Here is a 24,748-nt window from a genome sequence, read left to right as displayed (position 1 = left end):
TCAAAGCACTCCAAATATCAAAACATTACAGAATGTAACATAAAGAATCATCTACAAAATGTTCTATCTAAATGGCATTGAAAACGGGCTTCGCAACTTTGAGTGCTTTCCCCCTCGCAAATTTCCGCCGGGAAACAATTCCCGGATCCCCCACGCGGTATTACAGCGGTATATATTCATACATTAAAGTGTAACACTTTCAATCATTAAACCCATGTATAAGTATACCATCCCGCCATGAAATGTCAACCACCTTTCCCCAAAAACGAAAATCCCCCAAAAAATATAAAAACAAAAAGACAAAAAATAAAAAATTATATAAAAAAGACCAGACGCACATCCAAACAGACATGCGTCCAGCCATTTTAATTACAATTTACAATTGCCCCGAAGAGCTCAATCCAACTCTTCATCCACATACTTCTGAATGTTAGAAGCATTCACATACTTCTTAACCTGTACCCCGTCAGTGATCACAAGTGTAGGCGCCTGACGGATCCCATACTGCTTGACAAGCTCGGGATTCTGCTCAGCATCGATGATCTCCAGCTCTTCGCCTTCCAGCATTTTCTTTGCCATACGGCAGTTCGGACAAGTGCTGGTCGTAAAAAGATATTTATGAGATTCCACAGGCTGGATCTCCACCTCGTCACCCTTCATGGTCATCACACTGGTATGGACCTTTTTCAGCTGGGAATGGGTAATATCATAGAGGGTACGGTTCTTGTACTCCTGGGTCTTACCATCGTTCCAGTTCTGTACAGGACGGTAATATCCTGTGATACGGCTGTAAACCTCAGCCTTCTTTCCACATTTCGGGCAGGTGAAATGCTCGCCGCTGATGTAGCCATGCTCCTGACATACGGAATAGGTCGGTGAGATGGTGTAATAGGGCAGGCGATAATTCTCTGCGATCTTACGTACCAGCGCTGCCGCTGCCTTCCAGTCCGGAAGCTTCTCCCCAAGGAATGCATGGAATACGGTTCCTGAAGTATACAGAGTCTGCAGATCGTCCTGAATATCCAGTGCGTCAAAAATATCCGCAGTGTAATCAACCGGCAGATGAGAGCTGTTTGTGTAATACGGAGTGTCGCCCTCTTTTCCTGCTGTTTTGATATCCGGATAACGGCTTCTGTCGTGTTTGGCAAGACGGTATGCAGTGGACTCTGCCGGTGTTGCCTCCAGGTTGAAAAGCTCTCCCGGATACTGCTCCTGATAGTCTGAAAGACGGTTTCTCATATGCTCCAGAACCTCTTTTGTAAACTTCTGGGTTTCCGGATCTGTCATGTCTTTTTTCAGCCAGCAGGCATTTAAGCCCGCTTCGTTCATTCCCACAAGACCGATGGTGGAAAAATGATTGTCAAAGCTTCCAAGATATCTCTTCGTGTACGGATACAGTCCCTCCTCCAGAAGCCTGCTGATCACATCTCTCTTGATATGAAGAGATCTTGCGGAGATATCCATCATGTGGTCCAGGCGCTGATAAAATTCCTTCGGCGTTCTGGAAAGATATGCGATACGCGGCATATTGATGGTAACAACGCCTACAGAGCCTGTGCTCTCACCGGAGCCAAAGAATCCACCACTCTTTTTGCGGAGCTCACGGAGATCCAGACGGAGGCGGCAGCACATGCTGCGGATGTCGCTTGGCTTCATATCACTGTTGATATAATTGGAAAAATACGGAGTACCGTACTTGGAAGTCATCTCAAAGAGAAGACGGTTGTTCTCGGTATCAGACCAGTCGAATTCCTTTGTGATGGAGTAGGTCGGGATCGGATACTGGAATCCACGTCCGTTGGCATCTCCCTCGATCATGGTCTCGATAAATGCCTTATTGACCATATCCATTTCTTTCTTACAGTCCTTATATTTGAAATCCATGTCCTTGCCGCCTACGATAGCCGGAAGCTCTGCAAGGTCGTCCGGAACGGTCCAGTCCAGTGTAATGTTGGAAAATGGTGCCTGAGTGCCCCAGCGGCTTGGAGTATTTACGCCATATACAAAGGACTCAATGCATTTCTTAACCTCCGGATAGGAAAGGTTGTCTGCCTTTACAAAAGGTGCCAGATAAGTATCAAAGGATGAAAATGCCTGTGCGCCCGCCCATTCGTTCTGCATGATACCCAGGAAATTCACCATCTGGTTGCAGAGTACACTTAAATGCTTTGCAGGTGCAGAAGTGATCTTACCCTCAATACCACCAAGTCCCTCTCGGATCAGCTGCTTCAGGGACCAGCCTGCACAGTAACCGGTCAGCATGGACAGATCATGGATATGGATATCTGCATTTCTGTGTGCATCTGCGATCTCGTTGTCGTAGATCTCAGACAGCCAGTAGTTTGCGGTAACTGCTCCGGAGTTGCTTAAGATCAGACCTCCTACAGAATAAGTAACCGTTGAGTTCTCCTTTACACGCCAGTCCTCAACCTTTACATAGCTGTTTACGATTTCTTTATAGTCAAGGATGGTGGATTTCATATTGCGGATCTTCTCACGCTGCTTACGATAAAGGATATACGCCTTGGCAACATCAGAATATCCGGCCTGGATCAGTACGTTCTCCACACTGTCCTGGATATCCTCAACAGAAATCCGGTTGTTCTCGATCTTATTCTGAAAATCCGCTGTAACACGAAGTCCCAGAAGATCGATCATATCCGAACTGTAATTCTTACCTTTGGCATCAAATGCCTTATCAATTGCCGCGGTGATCTTCCCCATTTTAAATTCGTCTAATTCACCGTCTCTTTTTACTACCTGAAACATAAGAAAATGCCTCCCTCATGCATTTATTTATAAGCGGATATTCCATTCCGCCTCACTTGCCTGCCTACGAACACACTCCGTTTCACGATCTGTGTTCAAAACGCTGTAGGCTTATTGTATCAGACACGCCTCTTTGCGTCAACATAAAAAGCACCATATATAGTGCCCGTTTTGTTCACGGTACTATATATGGTACTGAGTAGATATTTTAACATTATGTGACTTTCGGATAGATTTCCCGCGGAACTCTTGCTTTTACAGCAATCCCTCCTTCGGTATACTCTTCCGAAAGAAGCTGTCCATACTCACGGATCAGCTGGATCTGACCGGCCTCCGAATAAGGAAAAAGCCGTTCCATATAAATCTGTCCTTCTGCCAGTATCTCAGAAAGAAGCTGCTTAAATTCCTCAAGCCCCTCTCCTGTCCGTGCGGAAATCTTCAGCGTATGGTCTGCTCGGAGATCCCGAAAGCTCTCCCCGGAAACACGGTCCTGCTTGTTAAAAAGTGTGATCGTCTTTTTTCCCAGAGCACCAAGCTCTTTCAGGGTTTCATATACGATATGCATCTGCATCTCCGCCTGAAGATTGGATGCATCTACCACATGAATGATATAATCCGCATATTTGGCTTCCTCCAGAGTACTCTTGAAGGCTTCCACCAGATTGTGGGGAAGCTTGCGGATAAAGCCTACGGTATCCGTAAGAAGAAGCTGCTGTCCGTCATCCAGTGTCAGAAGACGGGTAGTCGGATCCAGTGTGGCAAACAGCTTATCCTCCGAAAGCACCGAAGCGCCTGTCAGTGTATTCAGAAGTGTTGACTTTCCTGCATTGGTATAGCCAACAATGGCTGCTGTCTTCAGATTTCCCACAGCTCTTCTGGAACGGATCAGCTCTCTGTGCTTTTCTACCTGGGAAAGCTCCTGCTTCAGTGCGGATATCCTGTTCCGGATCAGACGACGGTCTGTCTCCAGCTTTTTCTCACCAGGGCCTCTGGTTCCGATTCCTCCTCCAAGTCGCGAAAGAGAAGAACGTAGTCCCACAAGACGTGCAGACCGGTAACGAAGCTGTGCAAGCTCTACCTGGATCTTGCCTTCACTTGTGACGGCACGCTTCGCAAAAATGTCAAGGATCAGCAGGGTACGATCCATAACCTTGCACTCCAGCTCCCGCTCCAGATTATTCATCTGGGCTGGAGAAAGCTCATCGTCACAGATCACACCATTGGCATCCAGGGCATAGAGAAGACCTTTTACCTCTTCGATCTTGCCTTTTCCGATATAGGTGCCCGGATGTACGGCCTCACGATTCTGAATGATCCTGCCTGCAACCGCCGCACCTGCCGTAGCCGCAAGTTCTCCAAGCTCATCCAGGGATTCCTCCATGTCATCCCCCCGATCTGCCTGGACACCGATCAGGATAACCCTGTCCTGTATTTCCTCAAAATATTCCATATCAGCCCTCCGAAGACGTTCTGGTTTTCAGGAAAGCCCGCTCTTTTTTTGCAGCGGAATCTTCAGGGAACATCTCAATATATTCCTGGACCTTGGTCAGTGCAGTAGCAAAATCCAGCTTTTTTTCATAGGCTACGATCTCATTGAACAGAAGACTCTGCATCTCGTCTGTGGTAGCTGTCGGAAGGCCTTTTGTGATGTTATCAAGAGCAGAATCATAATCTCCGCTTCGGATATCGCACAGTGCCAGACCATTATAGCCCTTGGCGGAATCACCCACTGCGGAAATATACTGCTTGTACATTGCCTGAGCATTTTCCACATCATCCTGGGCCAGATATACCATTCCCAGAAGAAGCAATGCTTCCGTATTATCCTTCTTGGTTGCTTCCAGAAGCTCTTTTTTTGCGTTGCTGTAGTCTTCCATATAGTAGTAGACACGGCCTCTGTCACAGTGGTCCTGGGCATCCTTGGCCTCAGAAGAAAGAGCAGCTTCCAGATATCTGGTTCCGTCCGCTTCCATATCCTTGTCCAGATATGCCTCATAGATCTCGATCGCCATATCATAGGTGGAATCTTCTCCATAGGCCTGTTTGAAGTTAGATGCGGCTTCTTCGTAGGAATCCATGGCAAGGGCAACCTTTCCGGTGAGGAAATAACTGCCTGCATCCATGGAAAAATCTTCTCCAAGTGTCTGGCAGTCTGCCATGGCATCCTCGTATTTTCCAGACTTCAGCTCTGCAGTAGCCCGGTAGGACAGGATATCCTTACGAAGGCTTTTGCTTACTTTATCGCAGTTCAGAGCTTCCGTGAAGCTATTCACCGCATCCTCATATTTGCCAAGACGCAGGCTTGCGATACCTGCCCCGCGATAGGACTGTGCCAGCTTCACTCCGTTCTGGATCGAGCTCTGGTACTCCTCCAGGGCATACTTGTAGCTTCCCTGGGAAAGATCCTTTCCGGCCTGTTCATATATTTTTGTTTTTTCACTGCCGCAGCCGCCCAGAAGCAAGGCTCCTGTAACGGCTGCAAGAATCAATACGGTCTTTGTTTTTTTCATGGAATTCCTTATTCTACAACAAGCCCTTCGGCTTCCATCACATCAACAACACTATCTACATATTTATGGCAGAGATCATCCGTTCCCGCTTCTACCATAACACGGATCAGCGGCTCTGTACCACTCTCACGTACCAGGATACGTCCGTCATCGCCAAGTGCCTCTGCGGCTGCCTCAATGGCTGCTTTTACCTTTTCGTTCTCCAGTGCTGTTTTCTTGTCGGAAACACGCACATTCCGGAGAAGCTGCGGATAAACCTTCATCTCCTTTGCAAGGTCGCAGAGTGTGGCCTTCTGATCCACACATGCCTCCATGATCATAAGAGAAGTCAGGATCCCGTCACCAGTAGCGGAATAGCGGCTAAAGATGATATGTCCGGACTGTTCACCACCGATACTGTAATTGTTTTCCATCATGTTCTCAGCAACGTATTTGTCACCAACTGCAGTCTGCTCATAGTCGATGCCTTCACGCTCCAGAGACTTGTAAAGACCAAGATTGGACATAACGGTGGTTACAACTGTATTTCCGTTGAGCTGGCCTTTCTCTCTTAAATATTTGCCGCACACATACATGATCTTATCACCGTCAATGATGTTTCCGCGGTGGTCTACGGCGATACAGCGGTCTGCATCACCATCATATGCAAAACCGATATCCAGGCCTTTATCTACCACGAACTGTCTCAGAACTTCAATGTGTGTGGAACCGCAGCCACGGTTGATGTTGGTTCCGTTTGGCTCATTGTTGATCACATAGGTTTTTGCACGAAGTGCGTCAAAAACACTCTTGGCAATGGCGGATGAGCTTCCGTTGGAGCAATCCAGCCCAACCTTGATATTTTTGAAATCATGGCATGGGATAGAGATCAGATGTCCGATATAACGGTTTCTTCCGGATGCAAAATCCACAGTACAGCCGATATCTTCTCCGGTTGCCAGCGGAAGCTCCTCGATCTCGCCGTCCAGATATGCCTCGATACGTGCTTCAATATCTGCGGAAATCTTCTGTCCGTTCTCATTAAGGACCTTGATTCCATTATCATTAAACGGATTATGGCTTGCGGAAATCATGATACCGCAGTCAAAATCTTCTGTACGTACCACATAGGATACACTTGGAGTTGTGGTTACATGAAGCAGATAGGCATCTGCTCCGGATGCGGTAAGTCCTGCCGCAAGGGCATACTCAAACATGTAACTGCTTCTTCTTGTATCCTTGCCGATCACGATCTTCGCCTTGTGATCTCTGCCGTAATACCAGCCGAGATAACGTCCCACACGAAATGCATGATCTGCTGTAAGTTTTACATTTGCTTCACCACGAAAACCATCTGTTCCGAAATATTTACCCATAATGTTCTCCTTTATTACTGATACAGTCCTTCCGGATAAACGCCGTCATCTGTAAGTTTTTTGAATGCAGCCTGTACAGATGCCTTATCCTCCTGATAGGTAACACCGAACCACTCGTCCTTTGTCTCAAGAACATCTACCGCTGCTTTTCCGGAATGGATCAGCTGGTCGATAAGCTCAGGAAGAAGATACTCTTTTTTGATGTCTCCCTCTTTGATCCCGCCAAGGAACTCAACGAAGCCTTTCTCAAGGATCTCCATAAATTCCGGTGTCAGTCCCCACATATTCATGGAAACAAGGCTCTTTGTATCCAGTGTTTCTGCTGTACCATCGTCATTTCTTGTCTCTGCGCCGTCTGCTGTCTTGAAGATGTTATGTGTCTCTGTAACGCCCACAAGCTTGCCATCCTCAATATGGCACACTCCTCTTGTGACGCTTCCGTTGTCACTTAATGTATTTCCAAGGCGGAAACCTGCCATGCAGATGTGCATCGGGCCATCCTGCAGATGATCCTGTACCAGGTAGTCATGCACCTTTACGTAGGCTTCTTTTCCGTAGTAGTCATCTGCATTGATCACAGCGAATGGCTCGGAAAGGACTTTCTTTGCTGCCAGTACAGCGTGTCCGGTTCCCCATGGCTTGGTACGGTCCGCCGGTTTTGTAAAATTGCCCGGAAGATCGTCGATCTCCTGGAATGCATAAGCAACTTCTGTAATGTTGGAGATACGGTCTCCGATCACTTTTTTGAATTCATCTTCAAGGTCTTTGCGAATGATAAATACGACCTTGTTGAATCCTGCCTCCAGTGCATCATGGATGGAATAGTCCATAATGATCTCGCCCTTCGGGCCTACCGGTGCAAGCTGCTTGATTCCTTTTCCAAAACGGCTGCCGATACCGGCTGCCATGATCACCAGTGCTGTCTTTTTCATTTTCGTTTCCTCCTGATTTATTATAATTTTTTGAACTCTGTAGCTGTAATCAGCGCTTACTCCTGGTCATTCAGCTTTGTCAGCTTTACTGCCTGGTCTGCTGCGATCAGACTGTCAATGATCTCATCCAGATCTCCGTTAAGGATATTTTCCAGACGGTGAAGGGTAAGCTTGATCCTGTGGTCTGTTACACGTCCCTGAGGGAAGTTGTAGGTACGGATCTTCTCGGAGCGGTCACCTGTACCGATCTGGCTTCTCCTTGCCTCTGCCTCAGCGTCATGCTGCTTGGCAAGCTCCATCTCATACAGACGGGAACGGAGCACACGAAGTGCTTTATCCTTGTTCTTAAGCTGAGACTTCTCATCCTGGCAGGAAATCACGATTCCTGTAGGGATATGAGTAAGACGTACTGCGGAGTCTGTGGTGTTGACACACTGACCACCGTTTCCGGATGCACGGAACACATCGAATTTACACTCATTGAGATCCAGATGGAAATCAATTTCTTCTGCCTCCGGCATGATCGCTACCGTACAGGTAGATGTATGGATTCTTCCGCCGGACTCTGTCTCCGGTACTCGCTGTACACGGTGAACACCGCTTTCGTATTTCAGTCTGGAATATGCACCCTCACCCTTGATCATGAAGGTAACCTCCTTAAAGCCGCCGATGCCGTTCTCATTGAGGCTGAGCATCTCGGTTTTCCAGCGGCGGGACTCCGCGTATTTCACATACATACGATAAATCTCTGCTGCAAAAAGTGCTGCCTCATCACCGCCTGCACCTCCACGGATCTCAACGATAACGTTCTTGCTGTCGTTAGGGTCCTTCGGAAGAAGAAGGATCTTCAGCTCATGCTCCAGCTCCTCCACTCTCTTTTTTGCATCGGAAAGCTCTTCCTTCAGCATTTCACGCATCTCTTCGTCCTTCTCGCTCTCCAGCATGGAAAGACTGTCCTCGATGGTTTCCTTATTTTTCTTATATTCTTTATATGCGTCAACGATTGGCTGCAGGTCGCTCTGCTCCTTCATCAGCTTCTGAAAATGTGCCGGATCGTCGGTTACTCCCGGTTCTCCCAGCTCATTGAGAAGCTCTTCAAAACGTACCAGCAGATCATCCAGTTTATCAAACATGTATTTCCTCCTGTTTCTGTCCAAGCACCACACGGTCAAGGCCCGGCAGATCCTTTACGATCTGAACCCCGGTAAAACCGGCTGCTTTCATCATTGTACTGACCGCCTCCCCCTGGGTGCAGCCGATCTCATACAGAAGCCATCCGCCTGGTTTCAGGTACCTTCCGGCCTCTGCTGTGATCTTTCTGTAAAAATAAAGCCCGTCTTCCATTCCGTCAAGGGCCTTCCTCGGATCATGAAGGCGGACTTCTTCCATCAGTGTTTCAATTTCTTCTGTTGCGATATAAGGCGGGTTTGAAATAAGGATATCATATTTCCCACTATCTTTTCCACCTTTTTCACAAAAATACGGTGCTGAGAACAGATCGCTTTCCACAAAATCCGCCCGGTTCTCCACCTTTAGAATACCTGCATTCTTTTTTGCCACTTCCAGTGCTTCCGGTGAAACATCCACACCGATCCCACAGGCATCCTGCCGTTCCAGAAGAAGGCTGAGCAGGATGCAGCCGGAGCCGGTACACATATCCAGGATCTCCGGTTTTTCCACATCCCCAAGGTGTTTCAATGCCTCTTCCACCAGAGTCTCCGTATCCTGTCTCGGGATCAGCACGTTTTCGTTTACATAAAACTCATAGCCCATAAAAAAAGCCTGATGAGTCAGCTGCTGTACAGGAATATGTCCTGCCCGCCTGTCGATCAGCGTAAGATACTCTGCTGCGGTCTCATCAGACACCGGTTCATCTCCATGCGCAAAATAATATGCCCGATTCTTTCCGGTCTTAAATTCCAGAAGGAGCCAGGCATCCAGCCCGGCTTCTTCCAATCCGTTATCTTTCAGTATTGTTGTACCTTTTTTCAGAAGGGACTCAAGAGTCTGCATTTTCTGTCTCCTCTGTCTCATATGGAATGTCCAAGTCAAATTCCTCTTTCAGATAGGCTCTCCAATCAAAAACAGCCTCAACTGCTTTAATGGCTACCTCTGCCATATCTGCAGCAGGCTCCTTTGTGGTGAATTTCTGCATGGCAAGACCTGGTTTACTCATAATGTCCGCAAATTTACTGTCTGTTCTTCCTGCCCACTGGATGATCTCAAAGGAAATCCCCGCAACTACCGGTACCATGAGAAGTCTTCCCAGCAGTCTCACCCAGTAAAACGGCACCGCCACAAACATAAAATGCAGCACAATACTTACCAGCATGACCAGAAACAGAAAGCTTGTTCCACAGCGCTTATGAAGCCTGGAGCTCTTTAACACATTCTCTACCGTCAGAGGCAGACCATGCTCCACACAGTTGATACATTTGTGCTCCGCACCGTGATACATAAATGTCCTCTGGATATCCTTCATTCTGGAGATCAGGAACATATATCCCATAAACAGTGCCAGCTTCACAAAGGCTTCCACTATGGTGACCAGAAATTCCGAAGCACCTACCCCTCGGATCAGACTGGCCAGTACATACGGAAGAAACATAAAAGCAGCCACAGAAACCACCATGGAGATAGCTACCGTAATGTAAAGAAGCCACTTGAACTGCTTATCCTCTTTGGCTTTTTTTGCAGAACGCTCTTCTTCTGTAAGCTGCTCATTCTTCCTGGCTGTTTCCTCATCTTCCTCGTCTCCTGCGATCTCCGCAGAATACATCAGGCATTTCGTGCCTACCACAAGAGAATCCACAAAGCTTACCACACCACGGATGATCGGTTTCTTCAGAAATGCGTGATTTCCGAAGATACATTTATAATCCTCTACCTTCAGCTCGATCTCCTGGTCCGGGCGGCGCACTGCGATAGAATATTTGTCCTTGTGGCGCATCATGATGCCTTCCATGACCGCCTGTCCGCCGATATTCGATGATCTCATTCATTCTCTCCTGTGCAAATTAAAAATTTTTCAGTTAAAGAAAGGTTGAGATTTCCCAACCTCAACCTTCTCATTTCCTGTATTCGCAATAATTACTTATTCAGGCCGTATTTCTTGTTGAACTTATCGATACGTCCACGAGCCTGTGTAGCCTTCTGCTGTCCTGTGTAGAACGGATGGCATTTGGAACAGATCTCAACATGGATGTCCTCTTTAGTAGAACCTGTTACGAAAGTGTTTCCGCAGTTGCAGGTTACAGTTGCCTGATAGTAGTTCGGATGGATTCCTTCTCTCATGATTTTCACCTCTCTATATATTTAATATTATTCGTATTCAATTGACGAATTCCATTTTAAACAGCTTGCTAAGTATAACATAGCTTTCCCTAAAATGCAAGGACTTTATAAAAATTTCTGTTTCTTTACAGTCTGTACCAGTTCTGCATTGTTCCTGGTTCTGGCAAAGGTATTCAGGATCTGTTCTACTGCCTCATCCGCTTTCATTCCGTTGAGAGCTTTTCGCATAATATAAACCGCTTCCTGTTCATCCTTGCTGAGAAGCAGATCCTCTCTTCGGGTTCCGGATTTCTGGATATCAATGGCCGGGAATACCCGTTTCTCCTGTAATTTACGATCCAGGACAAGCTCCATATTACCGGTTCCCTTGAACTCCTCATAAATAACATCGTCCATCTTGCTTCCGGTATCCACAAGTGCGGTTGCCAGAATCGTCAGGCTTCCGCCCTCGCGCATATTACGGGCTGCGCCAAAAAATCTTTTGGGCATATGGAGAGCCGCCGGGTCAAGACCACCGGATAAGGTTCTTCCGCTTGGCGGGATGATCAGATTATAGGCTCTGGCAAGTCGTGTGATCGAATCCAGAAGAATGATCACATCCTGTTTATGCTCTACAAGACGGCGCGCACGCTCCACAACCATCTCGGAAACTCTCTTATGATGTTCCGGAAGTTCATCAAATGTAGAATAGATCACTTCCACATTCGGTCCCTGGATCGCCTCTCTGATATCGGTAACCTCCTCAGGACGCTCATCGATCAGAAGAATGATCAGATGCATATCTCTGTTATTCCTGAGGATAGACTTGGCAACGTCTTTCAGAAGGGTTGTCTTACCTGCCTTTGGCGGAGATACGATCATTCCTCGCTGGCCCTTTCCGATAGGACTGATCAGATCCACGATACGCATGGCCGTTGTACCGCCTGCACGCTCCATGACAAGTCTCTCATTCGGAAAGATCGGTGTCATATCTTCAAAATTATACCGTCTCTGTCCCTCACTCGGATGGAAACCGTTAATGGAAGATACGTAGAGAAGGGCACTGAACTTCTCTCCCTGGGTCTTGATGCGGATATTTCCCTGGATGATATCACCTGTCTTTAAATTAAAGCGGCGGATCTGGGAAGGAGAAACATAAATGTCGTTCTCGCCCGGCATATAATTCTCACATCGGATAAAGCCATATCCATCCGGAAGGACCTCCAGGATCCCGTTAGCCTTTTCACCACTGTCCAGCTGGGTGGATTCTGACGGGACATTCCCGTTCTCCCTTGTAGCTTCCCGGTTATATTCACGGTTGTACTCTCTGCGGATATTTGTGCTTCTGTGTTCCTGCTCATTCTTATCACTACGATATTCCTTCCGCTGCTCCTGAAGTCCTTCCCCTGCCGGACGGGTACGATATTCTGTTTTTTCCGAATCATAGCTTTTTTCTTTTACAGTATTTTCTGCCGGTGTACTTTTGTGTACTTCTTCGGGATTTCCTCTGTCAGACTCTTTGACGTCCTCCTCCAGCATCCGCTCGATCAGTGCCGGTTTTCTCAGAGTAGAAATTCCCTTCATCCCTCTCGCCTTTGCCAGATCCTTCAGCACCGCCAGAGATAATGATTCATACTTTTCTCTCATATTAAATCCTCTATTCTTAAATCTGATAAATTATATATTTGTTGTTTATGGAATCAGATACAACCTGACATGGCTGCACTTTTTTTGAATGAAAGCGTGTTTTCAGCTTATGTTTCATTATACACACCTTATAGAGTCTATTGCAAGAAATATTTATCGACATTTTTTTTATACTTTTCTCACAAAAAAGAAAAAAATCTGCCCGGGAGATCTCTTCCCGGACAGATCCAACGTTCCTGTATGCTTCTTTTTTAGCTCCAGAACGGTCCGTATATATCCATGACCCTCTGGATACGTTCATCGGTAATTTTATTCAGAGCCGCCACGATCGCTGCATACGTTTTTGGTCTCTGTCTCTTAAGTGTTGACGGACTTGTTACATACTCAAGCACTGATTCTGCAAAATATTCTGAACTGTTCTGCGTTGCATAGCTTCTGTTGATACCTGTAAATTTGGATTTTTCGCTGTTATAAACTGCGGCAAAATCACTTGTTCTGTCTACGTTTCCCGCAACAAAAGCAAGGAAATGTCCCAGTTCATGGTAGATTGTCTCATTCTCAAAACGAAGGATGATGCTTCTTGAATGTGCGTTAAAGCAGCCTCCGTAGTTAACAGACGGATCGATCGTTACAGTAAATCCAAGCTTCTTGTAGGCTTTGAGCACCCTGCTGTCCATCTTCGGTGCAATGGAAGCAATATTGCTTACTGAATATTTGCTGTCCATGCTGATGCTTTCTACTTTTTTTGTGGAAGCTGCATTCGCTTTGCCGGCAGTAGCTGAAGCCGCCATGACTGTTGTGGTCGTCTGAATGGTTGTAGTTACTTTCCGTGTCTGAACGGCTGTTTTTGATTTCTTTGTGTATTTCTGTGTTGTTGCAGTCTTAACTGTCTTTAATGTTTTTACGGTTGTATTTCTGTTTGTTTTCTTTGTGGTCGTACTCTTCTTATTGGTAGTCGGAAGCTTCTTGGTATAAGTCTTGGTCGCCGCTTTTTTCAGCCTAACTTTTTTTCTGGTTGTCTTGGTATTTGAAGTCGTTTTGGTAGTCACCTTCGGTTTTGAAGCAAGTGGAGTGTCGTCCTCTGTGATGGTAGTCTCCACTACCGGATCTGTAAAATCCGGAAATTCCGGAACCTGTGACGACTGCCAGACATTAAAGCCACCTGCCAGTACAATAACAGCTGCAAGGCATCCTGCTAAAGCTTTTTTCCTGCCTGTAAAAATTTTATGGATATCTGTTCTTTTCATATCATTCACACCTTTCTGAAAGCCGACGTTTCAGTTTCCAACCTAAACCGGATTTTAGGCATCAAAAAAGCCGCTTATTCTAACGAAATAAACGGCCGCATTAACACACAGATTCTTGTTCATAGATGTTATCTGAATACGTCATTAAATCGGAATTTAATGCGGCAACCGGCTGTCATAGTCATCCTTCGGACCTTAGACCCATGGCTTTGCGTCCCTGTCTTTCAACAGGTTTGCCTTTATACGTATAGTATATGTTTTTTCCCCTGAAATGTCAACATTTTCCACTGCATTTTGAGCCCTGCTCCTGTCTTTTTTTCACGGAATCTGCTATACTGTTCAAAAAGAAAGCATGATATAACAGGAGAACGGAAACAATGTCAAAATTTTTACCAGTCCGTCTCTTTTTTGTATGGCTGCTTTTCGGAATCCTGCTGGCAGGCTGTGGAAATTCTCCTTCCTCCGATGAAGAACCTCCGGTATATTCTCCGGCCAGAGTCCTCACCCCGGAGGCCCCCGGCAAAAAAACACTGGGCAGTTCCCCTCTGATCCTGGATATTTCCAATCAGGATCAGGGGTATCTGACTGCAGAATCCGATTCCGATGATTCCCGCATGAACATTCAGCTTACTGCTCCCTCCGGTGTGGTCTATTCCTATTTTCTGGAACCTGATGAACAGACGGTACTTCCTTTTTCCGAAGGCTCCGGTGAGTATCTCATCACCTGCTATCAGCAGATTGATGGAAACCAGTATGCCGCCCTTTACACGGAAACGCTCACAATAAAGCTTCAGAATGAATTTCTTCCGTTTCTGTATCCAAACCAGTACGTGGACTTTTCTTCCAAAAGTGAAGCCTGCAAACTGGCAGCCTCTCTTGTCAAAGAAGACATGACCGATATCGACATCCTGAAAACCTTCTATACATATGTTACCAGTCATATTTCCTACGATTATGACAAAGCTGATTCTGTCGAAGCCGGTTATCTTCCTGATGTAGATGATACTTTAGGCACCGGCACGGGGATCTGTTTTGATTACGCTGCACTGACTACTGCAATGCTCCGCAGCCAGGACATTCCCTGCAAGCTTCAGATCGGCTATTCCGGTGATGTAAAGCATGCATGGATCGATGTTTATATCCGTGGCAGAGGCTGGGTGACAAAGGCAGTATCTTTTGACGGAGACACTTGGAAGCTGATGGATCCCACCTTTGACGCCAACAGTGATGGTGATGAAGCGATCCAGGAATATATCGGTGATGAAAGCAATTATACGGTACAGTTCACGCGCTGACCCACTAAAGGAGACCTTATTATGAAAAACAAACTGACAGCCCGGGAATTATCCAGTTTCTGCGGGCAGATGGGAATGCTTCTGCATTCCGGCATATCCACAGCTGAAGGACTTCACATCCTCTGTGACGAAAGCAAGACCGATGCAGACCGGCAGATCCTCACACCCCTGATCCGTTCCGTGGAAGAAAACGGTTCTCTTTCCCGGGCTCTTGACGAATCCGGGATCTTTCCCACATCCATGACCGCCTATGTCCGGACCGGTGAGGAAACCGGCTGCCTGGATGAGATCATGGAAAGTCTCAGTTCCCACTATGAACAGGAGGAAGAAATCTCAGGACAGATACGGTCTGCAGTCACTTACCCGCTGCTCATGCTTGGCATGATGGCTGTTGTGATCCTGGTCCTTCTGATAAAAGTCCTGCCGGTATTTCAACAGGTATTTAACCAGATGGGAATGGAAATGAACGGGGTTTCCCGGGGACTTCTGAATGCAGGCAACGTGATCAGCCGGTATTCCTCTGTTTTTCTGATCCTCGCCGCAGCCCTCATTGGCTGCATCCTGTTTTTCAGTCTTACGGAAAAAGGTCACAGCCTGCTGCGAAAAATGGCCATCCATCTCCCGTTTTTCCGTGAGATCCCGGTTGCCATGGATTACAGTCGTCTGACCCAGGGCCTTTCCCTGGGGCTTCGGAGCGGACTTTCCCCGGAAACCAGCCTGGAGCTTACAAAGGATCTGATCTCACAGCCGGTGATACTCGAAAGACTCCGGAAGGCTTCCTCTATCCTGGATAGCGGAGAAACTTTTTCCAGGGCTCTTACAGAATCCGGTCTGTTCGGCGGCATGGAAGGCCGTCTCATCACGATATCCTTCTATTCCGGTTCCAGTGACGAAACCTTCCGCAGGCTTTCCCGGCAGTACACCGAAAGATCCATAGATCTGATCTCACAGGCAGTCTCCATTGTGGAGCCTACCATCGTGATCCTGCTGTCTCTTCTTGTGGGGCTGGTCCTTTTATCCGTCATGATGCCGCTTCTGGGGATCCTCTCAGATTTTGCAATGTAAGGTGGTGACCGCATGGAACTTTTTGAAAGCCGCAGAACAAAATTTCTCAGAGCATTTTTTCTTCTCTTTCCGGCGCTGCTTCTGGTTTTATCCTGCACCTTGTTTGTGGCAGGTGTCAGCAGCACCTCCGACCAGGCCGTACACAAAGAACAGGATGCTCTGGAACAGGCACTAAAAAACGGTGCCATCCGCACCTATGCCCTCACAGGCACATATCCCGAAAGCCTGTCCCAGCTTCTCTTGGATTATCATATCACTTATGACAAAACCAAATTCGTAGTAGAGTATGTTCCTAACGGTTCCAATCTCCTGCCGTCTATCAGCGTGATCGCTCTGTCCGGCAGTGCGAAAGGAGGGAATGCCTCATGAATCACCGGAAGAACACCGGACATTCCGTTTCTTCTCTTTTTTCGCTTCTTCTTTTCGGTGTTTTTGTTCTGTTCCTTATACTGATGCTGCTATTTTCCGCCCGGATTTACCAGCAGACTGTGAAACAGACTGACTCCGATTCCGAGCTTGGGACCGCAGCAACTTATCTGACTACCAAATTCCGGCAGCACGACCGCGGCGATGAGATCTTTTCCGGTTCCCTGGATGATATTCCTGCCCTTTGTTTCCGGGACGATATCAAAGGAAAAGAATATATCACGTATATTTACCTGAAGAATGACAGTCTGATGGAGCTTTTCACTGCAAAAAGCTCTCAGGCCAGTTCCGATGCAGGAACCGTCATCTCACAGCTTTCCGATTTCCGGTTTTCGGAAATGGAAAATGGTTTTTACCACTTTTCCCTGGAAAGTACCACGGGAGTCCGCTCGGAATTCCTGCTTCATCGCACTGGCAAAAAGGAGGCATCATGAAAGAATCAAGACATAATTCCGGTACCAGCCTTTTTCTGATGGAAATGATCCTTGCCCTTTTGTTTCTGTCACTTTCCTCAGCTGCCTGCATCCAGATCTTCGCGGCAGCACGAAAAAACCGGCTCCAGGCAGAACAGTGGAACCAGATCCAGGCTCTCACAACCTCCGTGGGCGAGATACTGGAAGGCACTGACGGAACCGATGAACAGTTCCTCTCCCTGCTTCCGGGGGGCATCAAAAAGAACACCAACCTGATCTGGTATTATGACCGTAACTGGCAGAGTTGCTCTTCTGGAGAAGCCGCCTGTGAAATGATCCTGGAAACAGATATTTCTTCTTCAGAAAAATCCGGCGAGCTTTCTTTCCGGCAGCTTTCCAACTGCAGTGAGCTTTACCGGATCACCCTGCGTTTTCCTGTTGATGACTACAGAAGGGAGGCTGTACATTGAAACAGAAGCATACGTTTTTTGTAACTGTCGGCATTCCTTCCCTGTTTCTTATCTTCTCTGTGCTGTGTCTCTGTGTACTTGCTCTGCTTACTCTTGGAAGCTCCAGATCCAGTCTTAACACAGCCAGACATTCTATGAAACAGACCGAAAATTATTACACCGGCTGCGCAAACGCCACAGAAACCGTTTCAGAAATCCGTGATGATCTGGAGCAATACAGGGAAAAAGCTTCCGATGAGACCAGATATTTTTCCATGATACAAAAGCTTGCGGACACAAGAGACGATCTCAGCTGGGATTCCCACAGCCACACCCTTTCCTTTTCCGTTGGAATTTCCGAGACACAACAGCTTTCTGTAGTGCTTGAGATTTTTTACCCGCAGAAAAAAAGCTCTTCCGCTTATCAGATCCTGCAATGGAACACAGAGCTTACCGGATCCTGGCAACCTGACAACCACCAGAATGTATTTAAAGGAGAATAAACCTATGGATACCCCTATTCCTGAATTTTTAGCAGAAGCTGCCAACCGGCGTGTCTCTGATATCTTTATCATCGCAGGCCGCCCCCTGGCAGAAAAGATCGACGGTCATCTTTTGGACCGTGGTGACAGGCTGATGCCTGATCAGACAGAAAATTTACTCCGCACCATTTACGGCCTTGCGGAAAACCGCGATATATCCCGTCTTATGGAAACCGGTGATGATGACTTTTCTTTTTCCATTCCCGGTGTTTCCAGATTTCGTGTCAATGCCTACAAGCAGCGTGGTTCCCTGGCTGCCGTGATCCGCGTGATCGCCTTCCGGCTGCCGGATCCTGCAGAGCTTTCCATTCCCGAGGATGTGATGAACATCTCCGAATATACCCGTGGCATGGTCCTTGTTACCGGTTCTGCCGGAAGCGGTAAATCCACCACCATGGCCTGTCTGATCGACAGGATCAACCATACCCGGGAAGGCCACATCATCACTCTGGAGGATCCTCTGGAATATCTCCATCGCCATGATCGCTGTATCGTCAGCCAGCGCGAGATCTGTACCGACACCGAAAGCTATCTGACTTCTCTTCGTGCCACACTACGCCAGAGCCCGGATGTGATCCTTCTTGGAGAGATGCGTGATCATGAAACCATCCAGACTGCCATGACCGCTGCGGAAACCGGTCATCTTGTCCTTTCCAGCCTGCATACTCTGGGAGCAGCCAACACCATCGAACGCATCATGGACGTGTTTGAGCCATCCCAGCAGCATCAGATCGCCCTCCAGCTTTCCATGGTCCTTCAGGCTGTGATCTCCCAGCAGCTGATCCCGGATGTGGACGGACGCAACATTCCTGTTTTCGAGATCATGCGCCTGACTCCTGCCATCCGCAATATGATCCGCGACAATAAAGTACACCAGATCGAAGGCGTGATCTCCACATCCGGTCAAGAGCAGATGCGTTCTATGGACCAGAGCCTTCTGGAATTATATAAAAAAGGCCGTATCACCAGGGATACAGCTCTGAAATACGCTTTAAACGCGGACATGCTGAAGCGCAGACTTATGTAAGGATCTTCTCGGTATACCTCTGCCTGATATGTAAAAACACATAAAAAATCCCTTACCGATCTCTGATATGTTTCCGGAATACAGAACACATATCATTTTACAGATCCGGTAAGGGATTTCTTTATTTTCAATCCGATCTCGACCAAAAAGACATTCCTTCTCTGCGATCGATCAATGCACTACATTTCCTACAATTCCATAAGAAACAATATACATAATGGCACTTGCCATAAAAAGTCCGCACAGGATCGCAATGGAGGATTTTTTGATATCCACCTCAAGAAGAGAGGCGATCAGTGCACCTGTCCAGGCTCCTGTGCCCGGAAGAGGGATTCCCACAAACAGCAAAAGTCCAAGAAATTCATATCTCTTGATCTGGTCACTCTTTCCCATAGCTCTGTTTTCCAGCTTTGTGATCAAACCTCTGAACGTCTTTGTTTTTTTCATCCATTTAAAGATCTGCCGGATAAAAAGCAGGATAAACGGAATCGGAATAATATTTCCCACGATACAGATCGGCAGTGCCTTCGCAGCCGATATCTTCAGCAAAGAAGCTGCCAGAAGGCCGCCGCGAAGCTCCAGTATCGGGATCATAGAAATGATGAACACAGCTCCCTCGGGAGAGATAAACTGTGCAAGGTGGTGTGAAAACCATTGTACCAGTACTTCCATAGTACCTCCTTAATTGTTATTTCTGCAGATATTCCGTCAGGAATTCTACCAGCTTTTTCATCTCCTCATCGGTACCGATGGTGATACGGAGATGATTGTCGATCCTGTCCTTCGGGAAATATCTTACATAGATATGTTTCTCCCTCAGTGCTGCGAAAAGCTCTTTGGCCGGACAGCTCTCATGTGTGGCAAAGATAAAGTTGGATCTGGAATCCTGGAAGGAAAATCCAAGTTTCCTGAGCTCTGCCTTTGTCCACTCTCTTGTTGTAATGATCTTATGGCAGCATTCCTCAAAATATGCCTTATCCTCCATAGATGCCACACCAGCCGCGATGGTAGTACGATCCATGGTATAGGAGTTAAAGGAATATTTCACATCATTGAGATATTTGATCAGCTCCGGATTTCCGAAGGCATATCCGATACGCATTCCTGCCAGGGATCTGGACTTGGAGAAGGTCTGCACAACAAGCAGATTATCATATTTTTCGATCAGCGGCAGTGCGGATGCTGCTCCGAAATCCACGTACGCCTCATCTACGATCACGATACTCTCCGGATTCTTTGCCACGATCTCCTCGATCTCAGAAAGAGGCATTTCCACGCCGGTCGGTGCATTGGGATTAGGGAATACGATTCCGCCGTTTTCACGGAAATAATCTTCCTTACGGATATGGAACTCCTCATCTAATGCCGGGCGCTCATATGGGATCCTTAAAAGATCTGCCCATACATCATAGAAAGAATAAGTGATGTCCGGGAACAGGATCGGTTTCTCTGAATTAAAAAATGTGAGAAAACACATAGCCAGTACGTCATCGGAACCAACGCCTGTAAATACCTGCTCGTCCTTCAGGCCGTAGAACGCGGCAATACTGTGTACCAGGTCTCCTGCTGTCGGATCCGGATAAAGTCTCAGGGTATCGGCATCAAGGGCCTTCAGCGCCTTCTCCACACCCGGAGCCGGTGAATATGGATTCTCGTTTGTATTCAGTTTGATCATGCCGCTCTCATTTGGCTGCTCGCCAGGAGTATACGGCACTACTTTTCGTATATTAGCTTCCCATGGTTTCATGCTGTGCTTAACCTCCTATCATATTCTTTTGCTATTGTACTCACTGCGAAGACATTTGTCAAAGGGTAATACCACCTGCCTGGAAACAAAAAGACACCCGTACCGGGTTACAGAGTACGGGTGTCTGATATATTCTTCTTAATGAAGGGCTGTTTTGGTTCGTATCAGGCGCTTAAGATCAGATACGTGCTACGCCTGTTGCTTTTGCTGCCTCTGCTACTGCTTTTGCGACAGCCGGTCCGACTCTCTTGTCGAATGCCTTCGGAATGATATACTCCGGAGAAAGCTCCTCATCTGTGATCAGATCTGCAAGAGCCTTGGAAGCTGCGATTTTCATCTCATCGTTGATATCACTTGCTCTTACATCAAATGCACCACGGAAGATTCCAGGGAATGCAAGAACGTTGTTGATCTGGTTCGGGAAGTCACTTCTTCCTGTGGAGATAACCTTTGCTCCGCCTGCTTTTGCGTCATCCGGGAAGATCTCCGGTGTCGGGTTTGCGCATGCGAAGATGATGGCATCTTTGTTCATGGTCTTAACCATCTCTGTTGTAACTGCTCCAGGAGCGGAAACACCGATAAATACATCCGCGCCAACCAGCATCTCTGCAAGAGATCCCTGTTTCTTCTGAAGGTTTGTGAGCTTGCTCATCTCTTCCTTAACCGGGTTCATTCCTTCTGTACGTCCCTCATAGATGGCACCCTTTCTATCGCAGAGTGTAACATCCTTGAAGCCTGCTTTCAGAAGAAGTCTGCAGATAGAGATAGCAGCTGCACCTGCACCGTTCATAACGATACGAACATCCTCTTTCTTCTTTCCGACAACCTTCAGAGCGTTTGTCAGACCTGCAAGTGTGATAACTGCAGTTCCGTGCTGGTCATCGTGGAAGATCGGAATATCACATTTCTCTTTCAGTTTTTTCTCGATCTCAAAGCATCTCGGAGCGGAGATATCCTCAAGGTTAACACCACCGAAGGATCCGGAGATCATGTAAATAGTATTTACGATCTCGTCTACATCATGGCTCTTAATGCAAAGCGGGAATGCGTCTACATCGCCGAATGCTTTGAAAAGTACACATTTACCTTCCATTACAGGCATACCGGCTTCCGGTCCGATGTCACCAAGACCAAGAACTGCGGAACCGTCTGTTACAACAAGACACATATTCCATCTTCTTGTAAGCTCGTAGGATTTATTGATATCTTTCTGGATCTCAAGGCAAGGCTGAGCTACACCTGGTGTATATGCAAGAGAAAGGTCGTCTTTATTCTCAACCGGCACTCTTGTAACAACCTCGATCTTACCTTTCCAATCTCCGTGCAGTCTTAATGACTCTTTTGCATAATCCATTTTCTTTTCCTCCTTGGATAATTATGATATATTTCATTTCAAAAGGATTACCTGAATTAATAATTACCATTGAAGAATTTACTGTCCTTCGGAAGCTCATAGCCTTCAAAATAAGAGCCAAAATCAAGCTTCAGATAACTGCAGAGATCAGCAAGCTCTACCATGGTATTGTCGTTGACCGGAATGCCATTCTCTTTTCTGTCTTTTTCAGCAGCTACCTCTTTCTCGCCGTGTGTATAGATCCTGTCCTGACCGTCTGCCTTCGGACTCTCCCGAAGTGCCTCAAGATATTCTGAAAAATGCTTGCGGATCGCATCCGGATCTCCGAATGCCGCCGGGTTGATCGCCATAAATCCATGGCAGATACCGGTCTTATCCGGGAATGTACAGCATTTGTCGGAGGTAACGCCCATGGAAAGAATAGAGCTGAACAGCTCACAGAGCATTCCATAGCCATATCCCTTATGGCTTCCGCTGACTTCCTCGTTTCCACCAAGAGGCATGATTCCGCCGCCCTTCTTGGCTACGATGTTTGCAAGTACATCCGGTGCATTATTGCTGGCATGACCGTTTTTGTCAAGTGCCCAGCCATCCGGAAGAGGCTTGCCCATCTTATTATACATTTCCAGTTTACCTCTGGTTACAACTGTTGTGGAACAGTCAAAGAAAAACGGATACGGGTCTGCAGGCATAGCGACTGCGATCGGGTTGGAGCCCAGCATAGCCTTTCTTCCGAAGGTCGGTACCATGATCGCCTCGGAGTTGGTACATGCCATTCCAAGAAGTCCTTCATGGCAGGCCATGTTCGCATAATATCCTGCAATACCGAAATGATTGGAATTTCGTACACTTACGATTCCCACACCAGTTGTCTTTGCCTTCTCAATTGCCTTTTCCATGGCAAAATGGCTGATCAGCTGGCCCATTCCGTTATGTCCGTCTATCACAGCAGAAATCGGTGTTTCAAAAACAACTTCCGGTTTCGCCTGGGGATGAATAGTCCCCTTCTCGATTCCTTTATGGTAACGAACCATCCTCTGCATTCCGTGGCTCTCGATCCCATACAGATCAGCAGTCAGAAGAACATCTTTAATGATGCTTCCTTCTTCCTCAGAAAAGCCAAACGCTTTAAAAACGTCTCCGCAGAAATGGTTCAGTGTGTCATAACTCCATTTTACATATCCCATAATCGCAAGTCCTTTCTCCTGATATTTCCGGCAGGTTACCGCCCACGCTGTGGCCTGCTGCATATTTTATATGATACTGCAGGGATACAGTAACCTTCATCCTGTGCTGTCTCGTCTTATGCTGTCTCGTCTTATGCTGTCCTGCCTCATGCTATCTTACCTTACGCTGTCTAGTCTCATGCTGTCCCAACTTACGCTGTCTCATCTTATGCTGTCTCGTCATGAAGCCTTCAGGATGCTGCCATAATATCAAACTTTTTTGGTATTACCAATACAGTCCCTATTATAGCACGTGGTCTTACCAAAATCAATAGTGGTCTTACCAGATTAACGGGATTTTTACTGAAATTTTATTTAATTTTTTCAGGTGGATCAGCGATGAAATACAAGGCTGTTCTCCCCCTGCTGCTGCGCAATCTCCAGTATATATTTCTCAATGGTTTCCATATGTTCGCGCATCAGCTTCTCCGCCTGGTTCCGGTCTCCGGAAATAATGGCTTCCACCAGCCTTCTGTGCTGCTCATCCACCTCCAGAGCGGAATTATGTTTCTGCATAATATAGGCTCGGGTGCCGGAAATGATCTCCTCAGTCAGCTGCGCTGCCGCATCCAGAACATTATAGATCATAGGATTCCCTGCGATCCTGCCAATCTTCGTATGAAGCTTCTTATCAAGACCTGCACGGGCTTTCTCGTCCTCTGAGCTCTCCAGCTGTGCCAGGATGGAACGTAGATCTAATGCATCCTTCTCCGTACAATTCCCGGCTGCAAGAAGCGCAGCCTCCTGCTCCAGCGCAGAACGAAGTTCCTGTACCTGCTGTACATGGCTGTTATTCAGCTGAAAAAGAAGGGCCAGTGGTGCAGAAAGCCACTGATCCATATTCTCGGTAATATAGTTGGCTCCGCCGCGGACCGTTGTGACAATTCCCATCAGCTCCAGTGCCCGCAGGACTTCACGGACAGCAGGTCTGGAAACTCCCAGTGATTCTGCCATAACACGTTCCGCAGGTAAAGTGTCCCCCGGCTTCAGTTTTCCCCGCCGGATATTTTCTATGATCTGCGCTAATATTCCGTCAAATGCTCGTTCTTCTGTAATCTTTGTAAACATGTCGTCCGTTTCGGCCGCCTTCCTTTATTATTGTGTTGCCTTCCTTTACATAAAAATCCCGGAATATAGACAAGTGGATATTTACCATTCTCAGTCATCATGCAGTTCTGCACCAGATGATCGCTCTGCAGCCATTCAGCCAGTCTGTGCATTTTGACTATTTGCCCTCTCTATTTTCCGGACTTTTATAGTAAATATTATACGATAATTCCCCAATTTAATCAATAGTAAATAATAAATTGGTAAGACATATTATTTTGTTACTGTCCACTGGTAATATTCCGCGAGGTGTTTTTTGTGAACGAAGGTCACAGAAAACCCGAGACATACCGTGCGAATTTATGCGATTAGCATAAATTCTGTGCATCGCGAAGCGTGTTACTGAGAACGGAGTGAACAGTAA

23 protein-coding genes and 1 riboswitch are annotated in these 24,748 nt (G+C 46.9%); of the genes, 7 read left to right on the top strand and 16 right to left on the bottom strand.

Going from position 1 to position 24,748, the window contains the following annotated elements; all coding sequences use genetic code 11:
* Nucleotides 1-396: 396 nt before the first annotated feature.
* From GPK58_RS09720 to GPK58_RS13095, 11 genes are all read right to left on the bottom strand, one after another.
* Complete coding sequence (locus tag GPK58_RS09720) at nucleotides 397-2,769, bottom strand: ribonucleoside triphosphate reductase (protein ID WP_215638577.1); 2,373 nt, start codon at nucleotides 2,767-2,769, stop codon at nucleotides 397-399.
* Nucleotides 2,770-2,983: 214 nt separating this feature from the next.
* Nucleotides 2,984-4,219, bottom strand: a complete 1,236-nt coding sequence (hflX, locus tag GPK58_RS09715; protein WP_215638576.1) for a GTPase HflX — start codon at nucleotides 4,217-4,219, stop codon at nucleotides 2,984-2,986.
* Between the two features lies 1 nt (nucleotide 4,220).
* A complete protein-coding gene (locus GPK58_RS09710; protein WP_022426860.1) occupies nucleotides 4,221-5,279 on the bottom strand; it encodes a tetratricopeptide repeat protein in 1,059 nt (352 codons plus the stop codon).
* Nucleotides 5,280-5,287: 8 nt separating this feature from the next.
* The gene (gene glmM, locus GPK58_RS09705) at nucleotides 5,288-6,634 is read right to left on the bottom strand and encodes a phosphoglucosamine mutase (protein ID WP_015526146.1); all 1,347 of its coding nucleotides are present in this window, start codon (nucleotides 6,632-6,634) and stop codon (nucleotides 5,288-5,290) included.
* A gap of 14 nt (nucleotides 6,635-6,648) precedes the next feature.
* Nucleotides 6,649-7,566, bottom strand: coding sequence for a nucleotidyltransferase family protein (locus GPK58_RS09700; protein WP_129974729.1), 918 nt, complete (start codon nucleotides 7,564-7,566; stop codon nucleotides 6,649-6,651).
* Nucleotides 7,567-7,622: 56 nt separating this feature from the next.
* Nucleotides 7,623-8,699 (bottom strand): peptide chain release factor 1, encoded by a 1,077-nt coding sequence (prfA, locus tag GPK58_RS09695; RefSeq protein WP_147603298.1) that lies wholly within the window; start codon nucleotides 8,697-8,699, stop codon nucleotides 7,623-7,625.
* Nucleotides 8,692-9,579 carry a peptide chain release factor N(5)-glutamine methyltransferase gene (gene prmC / locus GPK58_RS09690; protein ID WP_215638575.1) on the bottom strand — a complete coding sequence of 296 codons (888 nt, stop codon included), beginning with the start codon at nucleotides 9,577-9,579 and terminating at the stop codon, nucleotides 8,692-8,694. Before prmC ends, prfA begins: the two co-directional genes overlap by 8 nt.
* On the bottom strand, nucleotides 9,566-10,564 hold the full coding sequence (locus tag GPK58_RS09685; RefSeq protein WP_015526150.1) for a DUF1385 domain-containing protein: 999 nt from the start codon (nucleotides 10,562-10,564) through the stop codon (nucleotides 9,566-9,568). The genes prmC and GPK58_RS09685 overlap by 14 nt, the downstream gene beginning before the upstream one ends.
* Before the next feature lie 92 nt (nucleotides 10,565-10,656).
* A complete protein-coding gene (gene rpmE, locus GPK58_RS09680; protein ID WP_015526151.1) occupies nucleotides 10,657-10,860 on the bottom strand; it encodes a 50S ribosomal protein L31 in 204 nt (67 codons plus the stop codon).
* Between the two features lie 105 nt (nucleotides 10,861-10,965).
* Nucleotides 10,966-12,486: a transcription termination factor Rho gene (gene rho, locus GPK58_RS09675; RefSeq protein ID WP_144093711.1), complete on the bottom strand. Its 1,521-nt coding sequence runs from the start codon at nucleotides 12,484-12,486 to the stop codon at nucleotides 10,966-10,968.
* A 251-nt stretch (nucleotides 12,487-12,737) separates the two neighbouring features.
* On the bottom strand, nucleotides 12,738-13,733 hold the full coding sequence (locus tag GPK58_RS13095) for an anthrax toxin lethal factor-related metalloendopeptidase (RefSeq protein WP_227574151.1): 996 nt from the start codon (nucleotides 13,731-13,733) through the stop codon (nucleotides 12,738-12,740).
* Nucleotides 13,734-13,893: 160 nt separating this feature from the next.
* A riboswitch (cyclic di-GMP riboswitch) is annotated at nucleotides 13,894-13,981 on the bottom strand.
* 129 nt (nucleotides 13,982-14,110) lie between these two features.
* Between GPK58_RS13095 and GPK58_RS09665 the strand changes: the two genes are divergently transcribed.
* Genes GPK58_RS09665 through GPK58_RS09635 form a run of 7 tightly spaced genes read left to right on the top strand, consistent with a single transcriptional unit; the run spans nucleotide 14,111 to nucleotide 18,950 of the window.
* On the top strand, nucleotides 14,111-15,028 hold the full coding sequence (locus GPK58_RS09665; protein WP_215638574.1) for a transglutaminase-like domain-containing protein: 918 nt from the start codon (nucleotides 14,111-14,113) through the stop codon (nucleotides 15,026-15,028).
* 21 nt (nucleotides 15,029-15,049) lie between these two features.
* Nucleotides 15,050-16,093: a type II secretion system F family protein gene (locus tag GPK58_RS09660; protein ID WP_215638573.1), complete on the top strand. Its 1,044-nt coding sequence runs from the start codon at nucleotides 15,050-15,052 to the stop codon at nucleotides 16,091-16,093.
* A 12-nt stretch (nucleotides 16,094-16,105) separates the two neighbouring features.
* On the top strand, nucleotides 16,106-16,462 hold the full coding sequence (locus GPK58_RS09655) for a hypothetical protein (RefSeq protein ID WP_022426852.1): 357 nt from the start codon (nucleotides 16,106-16,108) through the stop codon (nucleotides 16,460-16,462).
* Nucleotides 16,459-16,953 carry a DUF4860 domain-containing protein gene (locus GPK58_RS09650; protein ID WP_215638572.1) on the top strand — a complete coding sequence of 165 codons (495 nt, stop codon included), beginning with the start codon at nucleotides 16,459-16,461 and terminating at the stop codon, nucleotides 16,951-16,953. Before GPK58_RS09655 ends, GPK58_RS09650 begins: the two co-directional genes overlap by 4 nt.
* A complete protein-coding gene (locus GPK58_RS09645) occupies nucleotides 16,950-17,402 on the top strand; it encodes a hypothetical protein (RefSeq protein ID WP_015526159.1) in 453 nt (150 codons plus the stop codon). Before GPK58_RS09650 ends, GPK58_RS09645 begins: the two co-directional genes overlap by 4 nt.
* Complete coding sequence (locus tag GPK58_RS09640; protein WP_215638571.1) at nucleotides 17,399-17,884, top strand: hypothetical protein; 486 nt, start codon at nucleotides 17,399-17,401, stop codon at nucleotides 17,882-17,884. The genes GPK58_RS09645 and GPK58_RS09640 overlap by 4 nt, the downstream gene beginning before the upstream one ends.
* Before the next feature lie 4 nt (nucleotides 17,885-17,888).
* Entirely contained in the window at nucleotides 17,889-18,950 is a 1,062-nt protein-coding gene (locus GPK58_RS09635; protein WP_022426849.1) for a type IV pilus twitching motility protein PilT, read from the top strand.
* Nucleotides 18,951-19,121: 171 nt separating this feature from the next.
* Here the strand turns inward: GPK58_RS09635 and GPK58_RS09630 are convergent, their stop codons facing one another.
* From GPK58_RS09630 to GPK58_RS09610, 5 genes are all read right to left on the bottom strand, one after another.
* Entirely contained in the window at nucleotides 19,122-19,622 is a 501-nt protein-coding gene (locus GPK58_RS09630; RefSeq protein ID WP_059086725.1) for a COG2426 family protein, read from the bottom strand.
* A gap of 16 nt (nucleotides 19,623-19,638) precedes the next feature.
* On the bottom strand, nucleotides 19,639-20,697 hold the full coding sequence (gene hisC / locus GPK58_RS09625; protein ID WP_022426847.1) for a histidinol-phosphate transaminase: 1,059 nt from the start codon (nucleotides 20,695-20,697) through the stop codon (nucleotides 19,639-19,641).
* Between the two features lie 178 nt (nucleotides 20,698-20,875).
* Nucleotides 20,876-22,051: an NAD(P)-dependent malic enzyme gene (locus tag GPK58_RS09620; RefSeq protein ID WP_015526165.1), complete on the bottom strand. Its 1,176-nt coding sequence runs from the start codon at nucleotides 22,049-22,051 to the stop codon at nucleotides 20,876-20,878.
* 56 nt (nucleotides 22,052-22,107) lie between these two features.
* Complete coding sequence (locus tag GPK58_RS09615) at nucleotides 22,108-23,301, bottom strand: Ldh family oxidoreductase (protein ID WP_015526166.1); 1,194 nt, start codon at nucleotides 23,299-23,301, stop codon at nucleotides 22,108-22,110.
* A 309-nt stretch (nucleotides 23,302-23,610) separates the two neighbouring features.
* On the bottom strand, nucleotides 23,611-24,345 hold the full coding sequence (locus GPK58_RS09610) for a FadR/GntR family transcriptional regulator (protein ID WP_215638570.1): 735 nt from the start codon (nucleotides 24,343-24,345) through the stop codon (nucleotides 23,611-23,613).
* Nucleotides 24,346-24,748 lie beyond the last annotated feature (403 nt).

It is taken from the genome of Blautia sp. MCC270, from assembly GCF_018785605.1.
In the GTDB taxonomy this organism is placed as follows: domain Bacteria; phylum Bacillota; class Clostridia; order Lachnospirales; family Lachnospiraceae; genus Blautia_A; species Blautia_A fusiformis.
The sequence above is the reverse complement of the archived record's forward strand: the minus strand, read 5'-3'. Positions and strand labels throughout refer to the sequence as shown.